General features: G+C 77.0%; 16 protein-coding genes. 11 read left to right on the forward strand and 5 right to left on the reverse strand.

Going from position 1 to position 15,313, the window contains the following annotated elements; all coding sequences use genetic code 11:
• The 3 genes from ACRYM6_RS13400 to ACRYM6_RS13410 form a co-directional block, all read right to left on the reverse strand.
• Complete coding sequence (locus ACRYM6_RS13400) at positions 1-525, reverse strand: hypothetical protein (protein ID WP_432543374.1); 525 nt, start codon at positions 523-525, stop codon at positions 1-3.
• Between the two features lie 70 nt (positions 526-595).
• Positions 596-1,924, reverse strand: coding sequence for an MFS transporter (locus ACRYM6_RS13405; protein WP_432543375.1), 1,329 nt, complete (start codon positions 1,922-1,924; stop codon positions 596-598).
• A gap of 169 nt (positions 1,925-2,093) precedes the next feature.
• Positions 2,094-2,771: a ThuA domain-containing protein gene (locus ACRYM6_RS13410; protein ID WP_432543376.1), complete on the reverse strand. Its 678-nt coding sequence runs from the start codon at positions 2,769-2,771 to the stop codon at positions 2,094-2,096.
• A gap of 103 nt (positions 2,772-2,874) precedes the next feature.
• Here ACRYM6_RS13410 and ACRYM6_RS13415 point away from each other — a divergent pair, with 103 nt between their 5' ends.
• The 4 genes from ACRYM6_RS13415 (at position 2,875) to ACRYM6_RS13430 (ending at position 5,482) form a co-directional block, all read left to right on the forward strand.
• Positions 2,875-3,393 (forward strand): SigE family RNA polymerase sigma factor, encoded by a 519-nt coding sequence (locus tag ACRYM6_RS13415; protein WP_432543377.1) that lies wholly within the window; start codon positions 2,875-2,877, stop codon positions 3,391-3,393.
• Entirely contained in the window at positions 3,378-3,878 is a 501-nt protein-coding gene (locus ACRYM6_RS13420) for a hypothetical protein (protein ID WP_432543378.1), read from the forward strand. The genes ACRYM6_RS13415 and ACRYM6_RS13420 overlap by 16 nt, the downstream gene beginning before the upstream one ends.
• Positions 3,879-3,945: 67 nt before the next feature.
• Positions 3,946-4,515 (forward strand): hypothetical protein, encoded by a 570-nt coding sequence (locus tag ACRYM6_RS13425; protein ID WP_432543379.1) that lies wholly within the window; start codon positions 3,946-3,948, stop codon positions 4,513-4,515.
• Positions 4,516-4,537: 22 nt separating this feature from the next.
• The gene (locus tag ACRYM6_RS13430) at positions 4,538-5,482 is read left to right on the forward strand and encodes an amidoligase family protein (RefSeq protein WP_432543380.1); all 945 of its coding nucleotides are present in this window, start codon (positions 4,538-4,540) and stop codon (positions 5,480-5,482) included.
• Between the two features lie 20 nt (positions 5,483-5,502).
• Here ACRYM6_RS13430 and ACRYM6_RS13435 read toward each other — a convergent pair whose 3' ends face one another.
• Positions 5,503-6,291, reverse strand: a complete 789-nt coding sequence (locus ACRYM6_RS13435; protein WP_432543381.1) for a GPP34 family phosphoprotein — start codon at positions 6,289-6,291, stop codon at positions 5,503-5,505.
• 195 nt (positions 6,292-6,486) lie between these two features.
• Here ACRYM6_RS13435 and ACRYM6_RS13440 point away from each other — a divergent pair, with 195 nt between their 5' ends.
• The 4 genes from ACRYM6_RS13440 to ACRYM6_RS13455 are packed head-to-tail and all read left to right on the forward strand — an operon-like array spanning position 6,487 to position 9,926.
• Positions 6,487-6,819, forward strand: coding sequence for a TIGR04076 family protein (locus tag ACRYM6_RS13440; RefSeq protein ID WP_432543382.1), 333 nt, complete (start codon positions 6,487-6,489; stop codon positions 6,817-6,819).
• The gene (locus tag ACRYM6_RS13445; protein ID WP_432543383.1) at positions 6,816-7,877 is read left to right on the forward strand and encodes an LLM class flavin-dependent oxidoreductase; all 1,062 of its coding nucleotides are present in this window, start codon (positions 6,816-6,818) and stop codon (positions 7,875-7,877) included. The genes ACRYM6_RS13440 and ACRYM6_RS13445 overlap by 4 nt, the downstream gene beginning before the upstream one ends.
• Before the next feature lie 7 nt (positions 7,878-7,884).
• A complete protein-coding gene (locus ACRYM6_RS13450) occupies positions 7,885-8,421 on the forward strand; it encodes a helix-turn-helix domain-containing protein (RefSeq protein WP_432543384.1) in 537 nt (178 codons plus the stop codon).
• Positions 8,422-8,456: 35 nt separating this feature from the next.
• A complete protein-coding gene (locus ACRYM6_RS13455; protein ID WP_432543385.1) occupies positions 8,457-9,926 on the forward strand; it encodes a Na+/H+ antiporter NhaC family protein in 1,470 nt (489 codons plus the stop codon).
• A gap of 75 nt (positions 9,927-10,001) precedes the next feature.
• Here the strand turns inward: ACRYM6_RS13455 and ACRYM6_RS13460 are convergent, their stop codons facing one another.
• Positions 10,002-11,669 (reverse strand): thiamine pyrophosphate-binding protein, encoded by a 1,668-nt coding sequence (locus ACRYM6_RS13460; protein ID WP_432543386.1) that lies wholly within the window; start codon positions 11,667-11,669, stop codon positions 10,002-10,004.
• 444 nt (positions 11,670-12,113) lie between these two features.
• Here ACRYM6_RS13460 and ACRYM6_RS13465 point away from each other — a divergent pair, with 444 nt between their 5' ends.
• The 3 genes from ACRYM6_RS13465 (at position 12,114) to ACRYM6_RS13475 (ending at position 14,666) form a co-directional block, all read left to right on the forward strand.
• Positions 12,114-12,773, forward strand: a complete 660-nt coding sequence (locus ACRYM6_RS13465) for a hypothetical protein (RefSeq protein WP_432543387.1) — start codon at positions 12,114-12,116, stop codon at positions 12,771-12,773.
• Between the two features lie 845 nt (positions 12,774-13,618).
• Positions 13,619-14,068, forward strand: coding sequence for a hypothetical protein (locus tag ACRYM6_RS13470; protein ID WP_432543388.1), 450 nt, complete (start codon positions 13,619-13,621; stop codon positions 14,066-14,068).
• A 229-nt stretch (positions 14,069-14,297) separates the two neighbouring features.
• Positions 14,298-14,666 (forward strand): hypothetical protein, encoded by a 369-nt coding sequence (locus ACRYM6_RS13475; protein ID WP_432543389.1) that lies wholly within the window; start codon positions 14,298-14,300, stop codon positions 14,664-14,666.
• Positions 14,667-15,313 lie beyond the last annotated feature (647 nt).

Genomic DNA, 15,313 nt, shown 5'->3' on the forward strand with positions numbered 1-15,313 from the left:
TCAGTGGCTGGTGGTGCCGCGCCGCGACTCCAGCACGGGGTCGACGAGACGCTCCACGACGGCCCCGGTGGCCACCGCGGCGACCGCGGCGTGCAGGACCTCCACGACGCCCTCGCCGCTGCGCCAGGTGCGCGGCGGGGCACCGGCACCGGTGGCGTTCTCCAGCGTCTGGTCCACGAGGATCCGCGTCAGCGTCTGCGCCACGTCGGCGCGGACCCGCAGCAGCCCGCTCGCCCGCCACACCCCGCGCAGCGCGCCCAGCGCCGCACTCGTGGCCACCACCATCGCCGCGGTCGCCGCGGCCGGTTCGTCGTCCTCGGACGGGGAACGCCCGGCCAGGAGCAGCAACGTGCGGCCCGGGACGTGGGAGGCGCGACGGCCGGTGACGGCGCGTTCGAGGCGCTGGCTGGCGGTCATGGCCGCCGCGCCGGCCAGCCCGCCCAGCAGGCCGCGGGCCGCGGCCGCGGCGAGCACCGCCCGCCGTCCACGCCGGGCCGCGTCCGAACTCGTGATCACCAGGGGCACGGGGTCACCCTGCCCCGGGCCGGCGGACGCCGCCAGCCGACCCGGGGCCCGGTCCCGCGCCGCGCCGCTCTCAGGGCGCGTCGTCCACGTGCAGGTCGTTCCCGCGCGTCTCGCCGGCCACGGTGACGGCGATCCCCGAGACCACGGCCAGCGCCATGACGTACCCGCCCACGGCGACCGACGTGCCGGTGGAACGGATCAGCAGCTCGGCGATCGTGGGCGCGAAGGCGCCGCCGAGGATCGCGCCCAGGGCGTACCCGATGGACACCCCCGAGTACCGCACCGCGGTCGGGAACATCTCCGCGTACATCGCCGACATGGGGCCGTAGGACAGCCCCAGGCCGATGGTCAGCACGAAGATCGAGGCCCCGAACAGCCAGACGTTCGCGGTCTCGATGAGCAGGAACATGGGGATGAGCCACACGAAGATCAGCGCGTAGCCGATCTGGAAGGTGCGCACGCGGCCGATGCGGTCCGACAGGGCCCCGCCGTACAGCGTGAACGTCAGCCACCCCAGCGAGGCGAACACCGTCGCCAGCAGCACCGGCGGGCGTTCCATGCCCAGCGTGCCGGTGGCGTAGGTGATGAAGAAGACGATGACGAGGTACCCCGCGGCGTTGTTCGCCACGAAGATCAGCGCGGACAGCAGGACGTTGCGGGTGTGGCGCCGGAACAGGTCGCGCAACGGGGCGGCCGAGGCGCGCTTGCGCTGCAGCATGTCCTGGAACACCGGGCTCTCCTCCACCGACCGGCGGATGACGTAGCCGACGGCGATCAGGGCCACGGACAGCAGGAACGGCACCCGCCAGCCCCAGGAGTCGAACTGCTCCGGGGTCGTGACGGTCGTCAGCACCCACAGCACGCCGGTCGCCAGGATCAGGCCGAGGGGGACCCCGACCTGGGGGTAGGCGCCGAACAGCCCCCGACGGTGCACCGGGGCGTGCTCGACGGACATGAGGGCGGCCCCGCCCCACTCACCCCCGGCGGAGAAACCCTGGAGGACCCGCAGCAGCACCAGCAGCAGCGGGGCGGCGACGCCGATCTGGCCGTAGGTGGGCAGCACGCCGATGAGGAAGGTCGCCGACCCCATCATCAGCAGGGTCAGCACCAGCATCCGCTTGCGCCCCAGCCGGTCGCCGAAGCGCCCGGCCAGGACGGCGCCGAGGGGGCGGAACAGGAAGCTGATGCCGATGGTGGCCAGCGAGACGACGGTGGCCGCCCCGGGCGAGGACTCGCTGAGCGGGGCCAGGAACAGGGGCGCCAGGACGAGGCCGGCGGCCTGGGCGTAGATGAAGAAGTCGTACCACTCGATGGTCGTGCCGGCGAGGGTGCCGGCGAGGACTCTGCGTTCGTCACGGGTGAGGCGCGCGGACGCGCCCGGGGTCGTGGTCGTCGCCATGGGAACTCCATCGTTCGATCGGCAGGGGCACGCGGTGGGCCGTGTGACGTCGGGTCGGGGCACCCGGGGGTCCGGGTTCTGCGGCCGGTCGGGACCGCCGGCTCGTGAGCCTCCTCGCCCTCGGAACTTCTTGACCGAACGTTCGGTCTACCCAGCGGGAGCGGCCCTGTCAAGGCCCCGCGGTGGAGCCGCCGCACCAGCGGGTCAGGCGGGCCAGCAGGGCGCGGTGCCCGGGCGCCTCGTGGGAGCGGGTGTCGTGCCCCAGCAGGTCGACGGCGACCCTGGCCGCCCCGTGCCGGCGCACCCACACGACCGGGTGGCGCTCGCCGTCGTGCTCGACGTCGGCCAGCACCTGCACCGGGCTCACCCGCTGCAGGCGCAGGTACCGCTCGTCGTGGACGGTGAAGTCCGGCAGCCCCCGCACCAGGGCGGCACCGGGCCCCTCGGCGAGCAGCCGCACGCGCACCTCGCCGGCGGGTGGGTGCCACGAGGCGCCCGGGACCCACACCGCGCCCACGGCGGCGGCCCAGTGCGGGTGGTCGCGCAGCGAGGCGACGGCGGCGTGCAGCGCCAGGACCCCGGTGCCGCGCTCCAGCGCGGCCCGCAGGCCGTCCAGGGACGCCTGCGGCGGCACGGCCCCGGCGTCCTCACCGCGCCACGGGTCGCCGGCGTTCACCACCAGGACGTCCACGTCGTCCAGGAGCGTCATCGCCCGGTCGACGTCGTGCTCGACGGTCACGTCGACGCCCGACGCGGTCAGCGTCCGCGCCAGCGCCGCCGACGTGGCGGCGAACGGGTGCCAGGGGTCGCCGTACCGACCGGTCCCCGAAGCGATCAACGCGCGCACGAGCTCCTCCTGGTCCCCCGGCGTCCTGTCCCCGCCCCATGATCGCCCGAGGACGGGGCACGAGCGGGGCAACCCCGGCGGCCCCCGCGTCGTCTGGAGGGGTGTGAGGGGTTCCTTCGAGGAGTTCGTGCGCACCGGCGGCGACCGGCTGCTGGGCTTCGCCGTGCTCCTGACCGGGGACCGTGGCCACGCCGAGGACCTCGTGCAGGACGTCCTGGAGCGGATGTACGTCCGCTGGCGGCGCATCGAGGACCCGCACGCCTACGCGCGCACGGCCCTGGCCCGCGCGGTCACCGACCGGTGGCGCGCCCGCGCGCGCCGGCCGCGGGAGGTGGGCCTCGGGGAGGGTCCCGACGCCGCGGGCGGGGTCGTGGGTGACGGTGCGGAGCAGCGGGCCGAGCGGTCGCGGATCGTGCAGGCGCTGCGCCTGCTGCCCCCGCGGCAGCGGGCGGTCATCGTCCTGCGGTACTTCGAGGACTGGTCGGAGGAGCGGATCGCCGACGAGCTCGACGTGTCCCGCGGGACCGTCAAGAGCCAGGCGTCGAAGGGGCTGGCGTCGCTGCGGCGGCTCGTGCAGGAGTCGAGCGGAGAAGGGGTGGGTGCGCGGTGGACGAACGGCTGAGCGGCTGGGAGGACCGGCTGCGGCACGAGCTGGACGCCTCGGTGCGCGAGGTGCGCGCGGGGGCCGACCTGCTCGCGGACGTCCGCGAGGGCGGGCGCCGGCGGCTGCGGCGGCGGCGCGCGCTGGTGGCGCTGCCCGCGGCGGTCGTCGCGGTGGGCGGGGTGGTGGGCGGGGCGGTGTGGGCTGGCGGTTCCCGGCCGCCGCAGGCGGTGGTGCCCGCGGGGACCGCCACGGGGACGTCGGAGGCGCCGGGGACGACGGAGGCGCCGCCGACCGCGGCACCACCCGCACCCGGTCCGGTGGCGACGGCCGCGCCGGTCCTGACGATGGACCCCACCGCGGCCTGGGACGCCTTCTTCGCCGCGGGGTACGGCTACGAGGACGCCGTGCCGCTGGGCGAGGTGTGGAACGTGGGCACCGACGAGGCCAAGGCGCTCGGCGGGCAGGCGCTGACGGACGGCCTGACCCTGCCGATCCCCTCGTGAGCGACCGGATCGCGGTGGGGTCGCGGCGGGAGGCAACCCCGGCCGGCCGCGCGACGTCTCCCCGGGCATGAGCGAACTCCAGGACAGGACCCCGGCGAACCGGCGCGCAGCGCGGATCGTCACCGCCACCGTCGTGGCCGGCGGCATCGCCCTCGCCGGCGGGACCGCCTACGCGGACGCGAACTCCGCCGACGAGGTGCCGCCCCGCGCGGCGAGCGCGGCCAGCGAGCCCGTCGAACCCGTCGAACCCGCCACCGGGTTCGTCGACGAACCGGTCGATCCCGACCAGGCCTCCCGCGAGGTGTTCTTCGCCGCCGGGTACACCTACGACGACGCCGTCGTCCTCGGTGAGCAGTGGGCGCAGGACCCCTGGGAGGCGAAGGTCACCGGCGGGGAGGAACTGGCCGCCGGGAAGACCCTGCCGATCGCCCCCGGCAGTTCCGCCCCCGCCCCCGCCGTGCCCGTCTCCGAGGTACCGGCGGAGGAGTCCGCGGCGGTCGACGCGTTCTTCGCCGCGGGGTACACCTACGACGACGCGGTGGCCCTGGGGGCGGTCTGGCACGTGGACCCCTACGAGGCGAAGGTCACCGGTGGGCGGGAACTGCTCACGGGCGGGACCCTGCCGGTCGCGCCCTGACGTGGTGCGTGCCGGTTTCGAGGTGGAACTGCTCGCCCCGCCCGGGGCGAGCAGGCTCGACCTCGCGCACGAGCTCGCCTCCCGCGCAGGCGGTTCGGTGCGCCGGCGGTTCCACGTCGACACCGAGGTTTCCACGACGCCGGGGGTCCGGGCGTTCTGGCACCTCACCCCCGCCTTCGACGTGCTCGACGCCGCGGGCGGGCCGGTCTGCTCCCTCGTCGACGACACCACGATCGTCGCGGACCTCGACGCGGGGGCACCCCCGCGACCGGGGTGGTACCGGGTGGTGAGCGACGACCCGCGGCTGCTGCGCCTGGTCGAGCGGCACGCCGACCCGGCGGAGGGGATCGGGTCGGTGCTGGCGCCGGTGGCGGCGCTGTTCGGCGCGCCGGTCCGGGACGTCCGCGGGGTCCACCGGCTGGACGACGCGGCCGGGGCGACGATCGCCCTGGCCGCACCGCTGCCGGGGGAACGGGAACGCCCCTGCGAGGTCGTCACCCCGCCGTGGGCGGACGACCACGTGCGCCGGCTGGAGGAACTCCTGCGACCGGCGCGCGACCTGGGTTTCACGGTGCCCGCCGAGGCGGCCGTCCACGTCAACCTCGACGCGGCACCGTTCCGCGACGTCCGGGCCTTCCGGCACGTCGTGACGACGTTCGGGCAGCGGCGCGCCGAGCTCGCCGGGCTGTTCGGGACGAACCCGCGCTGCACCCGGCTGGCCCCGCTGCCCGCCGACCTCGTGGACCTCGTCCGCGCGGACTGGGACGACTGGGCGTCGCTGCGCGAGGCCGCGGCCCGGACCGCGGTGACGAAGTTCAGCGACGTGAACCTCACCCGGGTGCTGGGGGTCCGCCCGGGACCGGACGTGCTGGAGGTGCGGATCCTGCCGGGGGCGATCGACGGGGCCTCGATCGGCGCGCGGTTCGCCCGGCTCGTCGAGCTGCTGCGCCCGGCTCCCGGGGCCTGACCGCGGGCGGGACGCGGGGTTCAGTCCCCGCCGCCACCGCCCCCGCCGTCACCGCCGCCGTCGGAGCCCCCGTCGGAGCCCCCGTCGTGACCGTGGTGGCCGTCACCGGAGCCGCTGCTCGTCGAGGTGTCGGACGAGGAGGAGTCCCCGCCGGTGAGGGCGTGCACCCGGACGGAGACCGCGGTCTCGACGTCCTCGAGCGCCTCGCGCGCCTCCGGGGTGAGGTCCCGGCCGTCGGCCAGGACGTCGGCGGCCTCCTCTAGGTGCAGCCCACCAGGCAGGTGCGGGGCCACCGCGGGCAGGCACCCGGCGCCGGCGAGCAGCACGACGAGGCTGACCGTCGCCGGGTCGACCGCCCGCACCTTCGCCGGCCGGTCGCGACGCCGGGCGGCCTGCAACGCCGCCCGCACCTGCGTCCGCACCGCGGTGACCGACCCCTCCCGGGGGAACCACCGCACCGACGTGAGGACCAGCAGCCGGCGCCGGCGCTCGGTGCGCACCGCGCCGGTCTTCCCCAGGGCCGCCACGGCGTCGTCCCAGACCGGTCGCGCGGCCAGCGCCCGCACCCCGCGCCGGGCGTCCCCGCCGGCGGCGGTGACCGTCTCCAGCGCCGCGGCGAGCCGGGGTCCGGGAGCCGCCCCGGGCCGGGCCCGCAGGGCCCCGGTCGCCGGGTCGGCGTCGAGGTCGCCGCGCAGGACGAGCTCGCTCAGCAGGGCGCCGGCGAGGACGGTGCCGACCGCCCGGGCGGGCAGTCGCCGCCGCCCCCGGGCGTCGAGCAGGAGCAGGGCGGCCCGGTCGGCGATCAGCACGGGGAGAACCTACGGGTCCGCACCACCGCCGCGCGGGCGCTTTCCCCGGACCGCCGTCGTCGGCCCTCCCCCTCGCCGTCACCGCCTTGTATGCTCCGGGCGCACTGACGTTCACCGAGGCTCCACACCGCAGGGACTGACCGCACGGTCCCTCCCGGCCGGTCCAGGCCGCGACCACGACGGGAGCAGGTACCGATGAGCGACACCCCCGACGGCACCGACATGGAACTGCACGACCTGCGCGTCTGCGTGGACCGCATCGAGGGCCGGTCGGTGTGCGGCCTGCAGGTCGGCGACTACATCGACGTCGTGCGCAGCAACGAGATGCGCCTGCCCGAGGGCAAGCACTTCTGCCTGTACGCCTTCGCCGCCGTCCTGCCGCTGCTGGCCGCCAAGCAGCGCGACCTGCCCGCCGGGGACTGGATGAGCCGGGACTCCCACGTGGCCTGCCCCGACCCCGACGAACGGCTCGTCATGCGCATCGACCGCATCGGCACCCGGCGGCTGCGCTCGCAGGACCTCACGTGAGCGCCCCCGCCGCGCGCCGCGTCGAGATCGGGCTGGGCCTGCAGAGCGACAAGCGCGCCGGGGAGTACGCCGACCTGGCCCGCGCCGCCGAGCGCCACGGCCTGGACGTCCTGACCGTGTTCTCCGACCTGATGTTCCAGCCGCCGGTCTTCCCGCTGCTGGAGATGGCCGGGGTCACCGAACGGGTCCGGCTGGGCGCGGCCTGCTGGAACCCGTACTCGATGCACCCCTACGAGATCGCCGGGCAGGTCGCCGCCCTGGACCTGGCCTCGCACGGCCGGGCCTACTGCGGCCTGGCCCGCGGGACGTGGCTGGGGGACGTGGGCGTGGACCAGCCCCGCCCGCTGACCCGGCTGCGGGAGGCCGCGCACTGCGTGCGGGCCCTCATCGCCCAGGACACCGCGGGTTTCGAGGGCCGGGAGTTCCGGCTGGCCCCGGGCACCGCGTTCCGCTTCCCGCTCCAGCGCCCGCGGGTCCCGCTGCTCCTCGGGACCTGGGGACCGAAGGGCCTGGCCCTGGCCGGGGAGATCGCCGACGAGGTCAAGCTCGGCGGCAGCGCCAACCCCGACGTCGTCGCCGTCGCCCGCGAACGCCTCGCCGTCGGGGAGGTCGCGGCCGGACGGGCCCCGGGCAGCACCCGCCTGTGCCTGGGCGCGGTGACCGTCGTCGCCGAGGACGGGGACGCCGCCCGGGACCGGGCCCGCGCCGAGGTCGCGATGTACCTGGCGGTCGTGGGTGGCCTGGACCCCACCGTGCACCTGCCGCAGGACCTGCTCACCGGCGTCGGGCGCCACCTCGCCGACGGCGACCACGCCGGCGCCGGGCGGCTGGTCTTCGACGACCTCCTCGACCGGTTCGCGTTCTCCGGCACCCCCGAGCAGGTCGCGGCGCAGGCCCAGCGGCTCATCGACGCCGGTGTCGACCGCGTCGAGTTCGGGACCCCGCAGGGCCTGGACACCGCCGAGGGCGTGGAACTCCTCGGGACCCGCGTCCTGCCCCTGCTGGACCGGGCCGGTCGCGGCGCCCCCGAGCCCACGCCCGTCCCGGCGGGGCGGTGAACCGGGCGTGCTGAGCGAGCGGGTGAAGGCGCTGCGCGCGCAGCACGGCCTGTCCCTGCGTCAGCTCGCCGAGGTGACCGGCCTGTCCGCGGCGCTGCTCAGCCAGGTCGAGCGCGGGGTGACCGACCCGAGCCTGTCGACGGTGCGCCGCCTGGCCGAGGCGTTCGGCACCGACCTGGCGACCCTGTTCGCCGAGCAGCCCCCGGGCGACCCGCACGTCAGCCGCCCCGGCCACCGGCCGCTGCTGTCGGCCGGGGAGGGCGCCGTGGTGTACGAGCGGCTGACCCCCGGGCGCAGCGACCTGGAGGTCCTGCGCGGCCGGCTGGAACCGGGACGGGCCACCTCGCCCGAACCCTGGGGGCACGCCTCGGTCGAGTGCGCCGTGGTGCTCGCCGGAACCCTCACCGTGCTCATCGGCGACGGCCGGCACGACCTGCTGACCGGGGAGAGCATCTCCTTCGACTCCCGCGCACCGCACCGGTACCTGAACACCTCCACGGTCCCGGTGGAGTTCCTCGTCGCCGTCACCCCGCCCAACCCCTGACCCAGCCCCCGCCCCTCCCCCGGATCGAGGTCCGCGTGTCCGCCACCGCCCACCCCACCGCCACCCCGGGCAGCACCCCGGCCACCGCCCCCCTGCGCTTCGCCGGCGGCTGGACCCTCAGCTTCGTCCCCCTGGTCGTGTTCCTCGCCGGGTGCGTCACCTACTTCGTGGTCTTCAAGGCGTTCGACCTGTCGGCGCTGGCGATGGCGGCCTTCGTGGGGCTGCTCGCCGGTTCCGTCGCCTGCCGCGAGAACCCGCGGTACTGGGACGCCGCCGTGCGCGGGATCTCCAGCCCCGCCTCGGTGACCATCGTCCTCATCCTCTTCGTCATCGGGATGTACTCCGAACTGGTCAAGACGTCGGGCGTCGCAGGGGGTTTCGCCTGGCTGGCGGAAACCCTGGGGATCACCGGGGCGGGTTTCACGGTGTTCACGTTCCTCGCCGTCTGCACCGTCGCGGTCTCCACGGGGTCGTCGATCGGGACGATGTTCACCGCGTTCCCGGTGTTCTTCGCGGCCGGCCCGGCCGTGGGCGCCGAACCGGCCGTGCTGGCCGGGGCGATCGTCTCCGGAGCGATCTTCGGCGACAACCTGGCTCCCGTCTCCGACACCACGATCATCTCCGCCTCCACGCAGTCCTTCCGCACCCGGCCCGGCACCGCGGACGTCGGGGGCGTCGTCCGTTCCCGCGCCCCCTACGCGCTGGTCGCGGCGGCGTTCAGCACGGTGGTGTTCGCGCTGCTGGGCGGCGCCGCCGACGGCGCCGCCCGCGCGCCGGAACTGGCCGGGGCCGGCGCGCCGCGGGGCCTGTGGATGCTGCTGCCCGTCGTCGCGGTCCTCGTCGTGGCGGTGCGCACCCGCGACATCTTCCGGGCCGTCGCCGTGGGGCTGGTGCTGGGAACCCTCACCGCCCTGGCCGCCGGGCTGATCTCCCCCGCGCAGGTGCTGTCGGTCAGCGAGGGAGCCCCGGCCGGGTACCTCGTGACCGGAACCACCGCCGTCCTGGGGACCGTCGCCCTCGTCATCGGCGTCTTCGGCGTCATGGGGGTCCTGGTCGAGGCCGGGGTCCTGGACCGGCTGACCTCGGCGCTGCGCTCGGGCCGGCTGGGGCGCACCCCGGCGGGGGCCGAGGTCGCGATCGCCGTCGGGAGCACCGTCACCACGGTCCTGTTCGGGGGCGTGAACTCGGCGTCCATGATCGCCTTCGGGCCGGTGGCGGACGAGATCGGGGGCCGCGCCGGGCTGCACCCCTACCGCCGGTCCAACGTGCTCGACTGCTTCGCCATGGGCCTGGGCTGCGTCGTGCCGTTCCTGTCCGCGTTCCTGTTCATCGGCGCCACCCTCGTCGAGGGCAACGGCGCTCCGGTCTCCGCGGGAGCCCTGTTCGCCGGGACCGTCTACCCGCTGGCGCTCACCGCGGTGATGGCCGTGTGCGTCCTCACCGGGTGGGGACGGCGCTTCGAGGCCGCGGGGGGTGCGGCGGTGAAGCAGCGCCCGGTCGCCTGAAAACCGGTACCGCGCCCACCGCGCTGCGGACGTCCCGGGGCAGCGCGGTGGTGCGGGTGGGCCGTGAGTGCGGGGTCAGGGTTTCGGGTCGGGGGTCACCGCGACGATCTCGTGCTGGTAGGGCGCCACCACGAGCGGGGAGACCCGCAGGTCCAGCAGCAGGAACGGGCGCTCGGCCACCGGTCGCGCCGCCCACGCGCCCAGGTGGTCCAGGTCGGCCAGTTCGCGGACGACGACGCCCTCGGCGCCGACGCTGCGGGCCAGGGCGGCGAAGTCGACCTCGGGGATCAGCATCGGCCCGCGGGCCAGGCCCTTGTGGCCGTAGACGTTCACCTCGGCGCCGTAGGCCGCGTCGTTCCACACCACGGCGACACCGCGGCCGCCGGCGACGCGGACGGCGGTCTCCAGGTCGGCCAGCGCCATGAGGCCGCCGCCGTCGCCGGTGTTCAGGACGACGGTCGCCCCGGGGCGGGCGGCCGCGGCCCCCGCCACGCTGGGCAGACCCAGCCCGATGGACTGGAACGCGGTGCCGACCATCACCACCCGGTCGGGGGCGGCGACCGGCCAGTACATGTTCGGCCAGCCCATGAAGTGACCGCCGTCGGAGACGACGACCCGATCCGGCGGAAGCAGCTCGGCCAGGCGCCGGGCGGCCGAGCGCGGGTCCAGCCGACCGTCCTCCGCCTGCCCCGTCCCGGGGTCGTGGGCCCGTGCCGCGGCCACGTCGACCGACTCGCGCCACCCCGAGGCCTTCGCGTCGTCGGCGCGCACGGCCTCCACCAGCGCCCGGACGGTCAGCGCCGCGTCGGCGCGCAGGTAACCCCGGACGTGGGCGTGGGTGGCCGAGTCCCGCAGGTCCACCTGGAACACGTGGGTCCCGGGGGCGAACAACTGCCCGAAACGCATCGTGAACTGGTTCAGCGAGGCGCCCACCACCAGGACGACGTCGGCCTCGCGGACCAGGTCCACGGCTCCCGGGGCGCCCCACCCGCCGATGACCCCGAGGTCGAACTCCTGCCGCGGGAAGATCCCCCGCCCCAGGGCCGTGGACCCGGTGAGGGCGCCGGTGAGGTCGGCGAGCTCCCCCAGCGCGGGGGCGGCCCCGGCCAGCCACGCCCCGCGACCGGCCAGCAGCAGCGGCCGGTGGGCCGCGCCCAGCGCCCCGGCGACCTCCTGCAGCAACCGCCGGTCGAACGGCCCGCCCACCGGGACCGGTTCGGGCAGGACGACGTCGGGCACGGCGTCGACGGGCCCGGGGTTCCGCCGCGCCACGTCGTACGGGATGGCCAGGACCGTCGGCACCCGGTACGTCAGCGCGTGCTCGACGGCCAGCACCGTCGTCGCGGCCGCGTCGGTCCGGCCGACGGTGTAGGTGCGGGCACCGACCGCCGCCGCCAGGGCGACCTGGTCGACGTCCCAGGACCGGGGCCCGGAGGTGGGTTCGTCCCCCACGACCAGGACGAGCGGCACGTGGGCCTGGACCGACTCGGCCAGCGCGGTGAGGGTGTTCGTGAACCCCGCGCCGTAGGTGGCGGTCGCCGCGGCCAGGCCGCCCCCGGCGCGGTGGTGGGCGTCGGCGGCCACCACCGCCCCGGACTCGTGCCGCACCGCGGTGAAGGAGGCCGGGGTCTCGCGCAGCAGCGCGTCGAGGAAGTAGGCGTTGCCGTGCCCCATGATCCCGAACACGTGGTCCACGTGACGGGCGAGGGTGCGGGCGACGAGGGCTGAGACGGTGGTGGGCAACGGTGACCTCCGGGTGTCGTGGGTGAGCGGGTGCGGTGCGGGGCGCCCGGGGGGCCGCGCGGAGGGCCCGGGTGGACGTGCCGGGAGGTGCCGGGGAGTTCGGGCGCGGACGGCACCGCGACGCGGAGCGACCGGTTCCCCCGGCTCACCGGGACCCCGCGGGCGGGTGGACGTCGATCGGCACCCGTTCTCCTCGCCGTGACAGCGTCGTCGCGACCACCGCGGGGGCGGGGCGGATCGATCCTGCCCGCCAACCCCCTCCTTGTCGAGCCGGACCCGGGGGGGCACCGCGGGTTCACCCGTCCGCCGCCGGGGTGTCACCGGACTGCGCCGAACGGTCGACCGCGGCCCTGCGCCGAGCGGGTGGGAGTTCGCCCACCGTGACGGGGGCCCCGCCGCAGCGGGTCACCCTGGGAGCAGACCCGCTCTCCCGGAGGAACCCCTGTGAACACCCGGCACGTCACGACCGCGACCGCCCTGCTGCTGCCCGCCGCGCTGCTGACGTCCTGCAGCCTCGGGGCGCAGGCCCAGCCCGCGCCCACCGTGACCGTCACCCGGGACGCCGCCCCCACCGGGACCGGCGACCCGGCCGCGGCGTCGCCCAGCACCACCGCGACCGCCGCTCCCGCGGCCGGCCTGACGGCTCCGGGTGCGGAACTGCGCCTGGGTTCGCCGGCGACGCTGCCCGTGGAACTGTCCGGGACCACCGGCACCTACACCGTGAGCGTCGACGCGGTCGAACGGGGCACCGACGCCGAACTGGCCGATCTCGACCTGGGCGACGCGGTGGCCGGGATGACCCCCTTCTACGTCCGCTACACCGTCACCGGTGGGCAGAACGCCGCCGCCCTGCGCGGGACGGACATCACGCAGGACATCTCCGCCCTGCTGCCCGACGGCTCCGAGGCCACCCCGGTGATCCTGTTCCAGGAGTGGGACCGCTGCGCCCACGGGGACCAGGGCGTCGACTTCGCCGAGGGCAGCACGTACCAGACCTGCCGCATCTTCGTCGCGCCCTCCTCCCTGGAGATCACGACGGCGCAGTTCAGCGCCTACGACACCGACTACGACTCCTACGACGGCGAACCCGTCACCTGGAGCTGACCGGTTCCCCGGCTCCCGCTCGCCGGACTCCGCGAGGGAACTCCGGGACGCCGATCCCGCCCGCGAGTTCTCCCGCGCACGCCCCACCGGACGAGCGGGGCGTCACGGCCCGAACCCGGGTTCCCGGCCGGAGGGAACTCCCGCCGGTGCGCCGGGACCCGGCGGCCGCGCGAGCAGCGGGACCCGCCCCGTCACCCGTCCGGGCTCCGGCCACCGGCGGCGGCCCGCCGGGGACCCTCCCGCCGTGCACCGCGCCGCCGGGCTCTCCCGGGTCCGCGCCCGCGACCCGGCGCGCGACGCCCCGGGACCGGGCCGCGCGCGTCGGCGGGCCGGGCCCCGAGGTCACCCCGCCGGCGCGACCGGACGGCGCCGCACCCGGGCGGACACCCCGGGCGGCACCCCGAGCGGCACCGCAGAGCGCGTCCGCCGCGGGAGCGCACCGGCCGACCCTCGCGGGCGGGTGGGACGTCACCGGCCACCGTCCCGCCCGGCCGGGCCCGGCACGCGGCCACCCACCGGGGCCCGCAGCTCCTGCCGTCGCGTCCCCCCGTCCCTCCTCCGGCGCGACCGCGCCACCGGCGGGCGGCCGCACCGGCCGGCCACGGCCCGGGCCCGCGGGGACCGCCGTCCGACGCTCCCCGTCCAGCGGCCCGCACCGGTTCCTCACCGGCACCGGCAGCCGCGCCCGGACCGGCAGAACGGCCAAGGCCGAGCACCAGCGCCTTCCGCAAGGCAAGATGAGCTGCGACCCTGCAACCGGCAGCGCCACGAGCAGGCTGGGGCGGGGACGCAGCGGGCGGGGCGATGGGCGAGGACCGGGACCGGAGCGGGGAGGGAGCGACGCCGTGAGCGCACACGTCAACACGCGCCGTGCCCTCGGCACGGCCGTGACCTCCTTCGCCACCCTGACCCTCGTGCCCTGGGCCGTCGACGTGGTGGTCCACAGCTCCCGGGCCCCCCGCGTCGGCCTGCTGCTGGCCGCCGTCCCCCTCGCCCTGCTCTTCGGCGCCCTCGCCGGGTACGCCGCCGCGCCCCGCCCCGCGACCGGTCCGCTCGGTCACGTCGACGTGGCGGACCCCGGCGACCCGAGTCCGACGCCACCGGCGGCCGCGGCCGTCCCGGCCGCTCCCCCGAGCGGAGCACCGCGGCAGACCCGCGCCGGGCCCCGCGCCGCCGCCGCCCCACCCCGCAGGGCACCAGCCCCTGCCCCGGCTCCCCCCGCGAGCGCGAGCCGACCCCCGCACCACCCAGGACCCCAGCCGGCGCCGTGCCCCACGAGCCACCGTGCCCCCTGACCGCGAGCGCCCCCGCCGGCCACCGGACAGGCCCGAGGCGCGAACGCCGGCCCCGCCGCCCGGCGCGTCCCCACCGGACCCCCTCGGCGCCGCTCCCCCTCCGCCGCCCCGCGGCCGCCACACCGCCCCTGAGCCCGGCCACGCACCGTCCGCGGGCTCCGCAGCCGCCCCGCCCCCGGCCCCCACGGACGACCCACCCACGGACGACCCGCCCACGGAAGGATCCCCGGTGACCCAGCCCATCCGCCGACCTGACGACGCCCACCCGGACGGCCCGCCCCCCGGCCACGCGCAGCTCGCGGGTCTCAACGGGCTGGCCGGTCTCCTCCACCTCGTCCAGCCCGGGCCCCCCGACGGGGAGACGCTCAGCCCGGCCCGGGCCCGCCACACCAACGCCCACCGCGCCGGCTACGCCGCGGCCGCGCTCCAGCACCACGCGCGCGTGAGCAGCAGTCACGCCGACACCCTCGAGACTGCCCTCACCGAACTCCTCACCGACATCCACCACCTCTGCGACACCTGCGACCTCGACACCGACCTGGCCACCCTCTTCAAGGCCGCCGCCCTCATCCACACCCGCGAGACCCAGCCCTCCTGACCCTGCGGTCCCCGGCTCGGACGGGCGGGGGCCGCCGGGCCACCTGCCGCCCGGGAACGCCTCGGCGGGCGCGCCGAACGGGTGCCGCGCGCCCCAGCGGGAGGCACGCGGGGGACGCGGCACCGGCACGTCCCCCCGGCTGCGGCTCGGCCCCCGTGCGCGGCCCCGGGCGACCGGGCCGGAGGAACGGCGGTGCGCCGAGGAGACCCGGAGCCGGCGCACCCACCGGGTGCGACCGATCTCGCGGCCCGGGGCGAGGGGACACGCAGCACCGGCCGGAGCGGGCCGGGCGCCGGGCACGGCGGCGAGGGCGCCGACGGCACCCCGCGTCGTCCGCGGCCGCCTGACGGGCCGACCCCGCCGTCCGCAGCGGGGAGCCCCCCGGCCTCACCGGTCCCCCGCCGGGCGAACCCGGTCACCGCTGTCCGCCTGTCCGCCCGGGGCGAGAGCCGGTGACCGCGCCCTGGCGCACCGGCACGTCCTCCGGCCCGCGACGGCGCCGGCCGCCTGCACCGGGCCGGCCGCCCGTGAGCAGGCGGTGACCGCCGGCGTCACCTCCCGCCACCCCGGTCCCGGCTGCGGTGGCCGGCGGCGACGACGGCGTCCTGGACGGGTGCCACCACCGTCGAGGTCCCCGCGTTCGGACG

Origin of the sequence: Kineococcus rugosus (assembly GCF_050871975.1) — a bacterium.
GTDB lineage: Bacteria > Actinomycetota > Actinomycetes > Actinomycetales > Kineococcaceae > Kineococcus.

Bases quoted from the DNA above. Each gene is read 5' to 3' on its own strand.
- ACRYM6_RS13405 (WP_432543375.1), bottom strand. From the start codon at position 1,924: ATGGCGACGACCACGACCCCGGGCGCGTCCGCGCGCCTCACCCGTGAC.
- ACRYM6_RS13425 (WP_432543379.1), top strand. From the start codon at position 3,946: ATGAGCGAACTCCAGGACAGGACCCCGGCGAACCGGCGCGCAGCGCGG.
- ACRYM6_RS13440 (WP_432543382.1), top strand. From the start codon at position 6,487: ATGAGCGACACCCCCGACGGCACCGACATGGAACTGCACGACCTGCGC.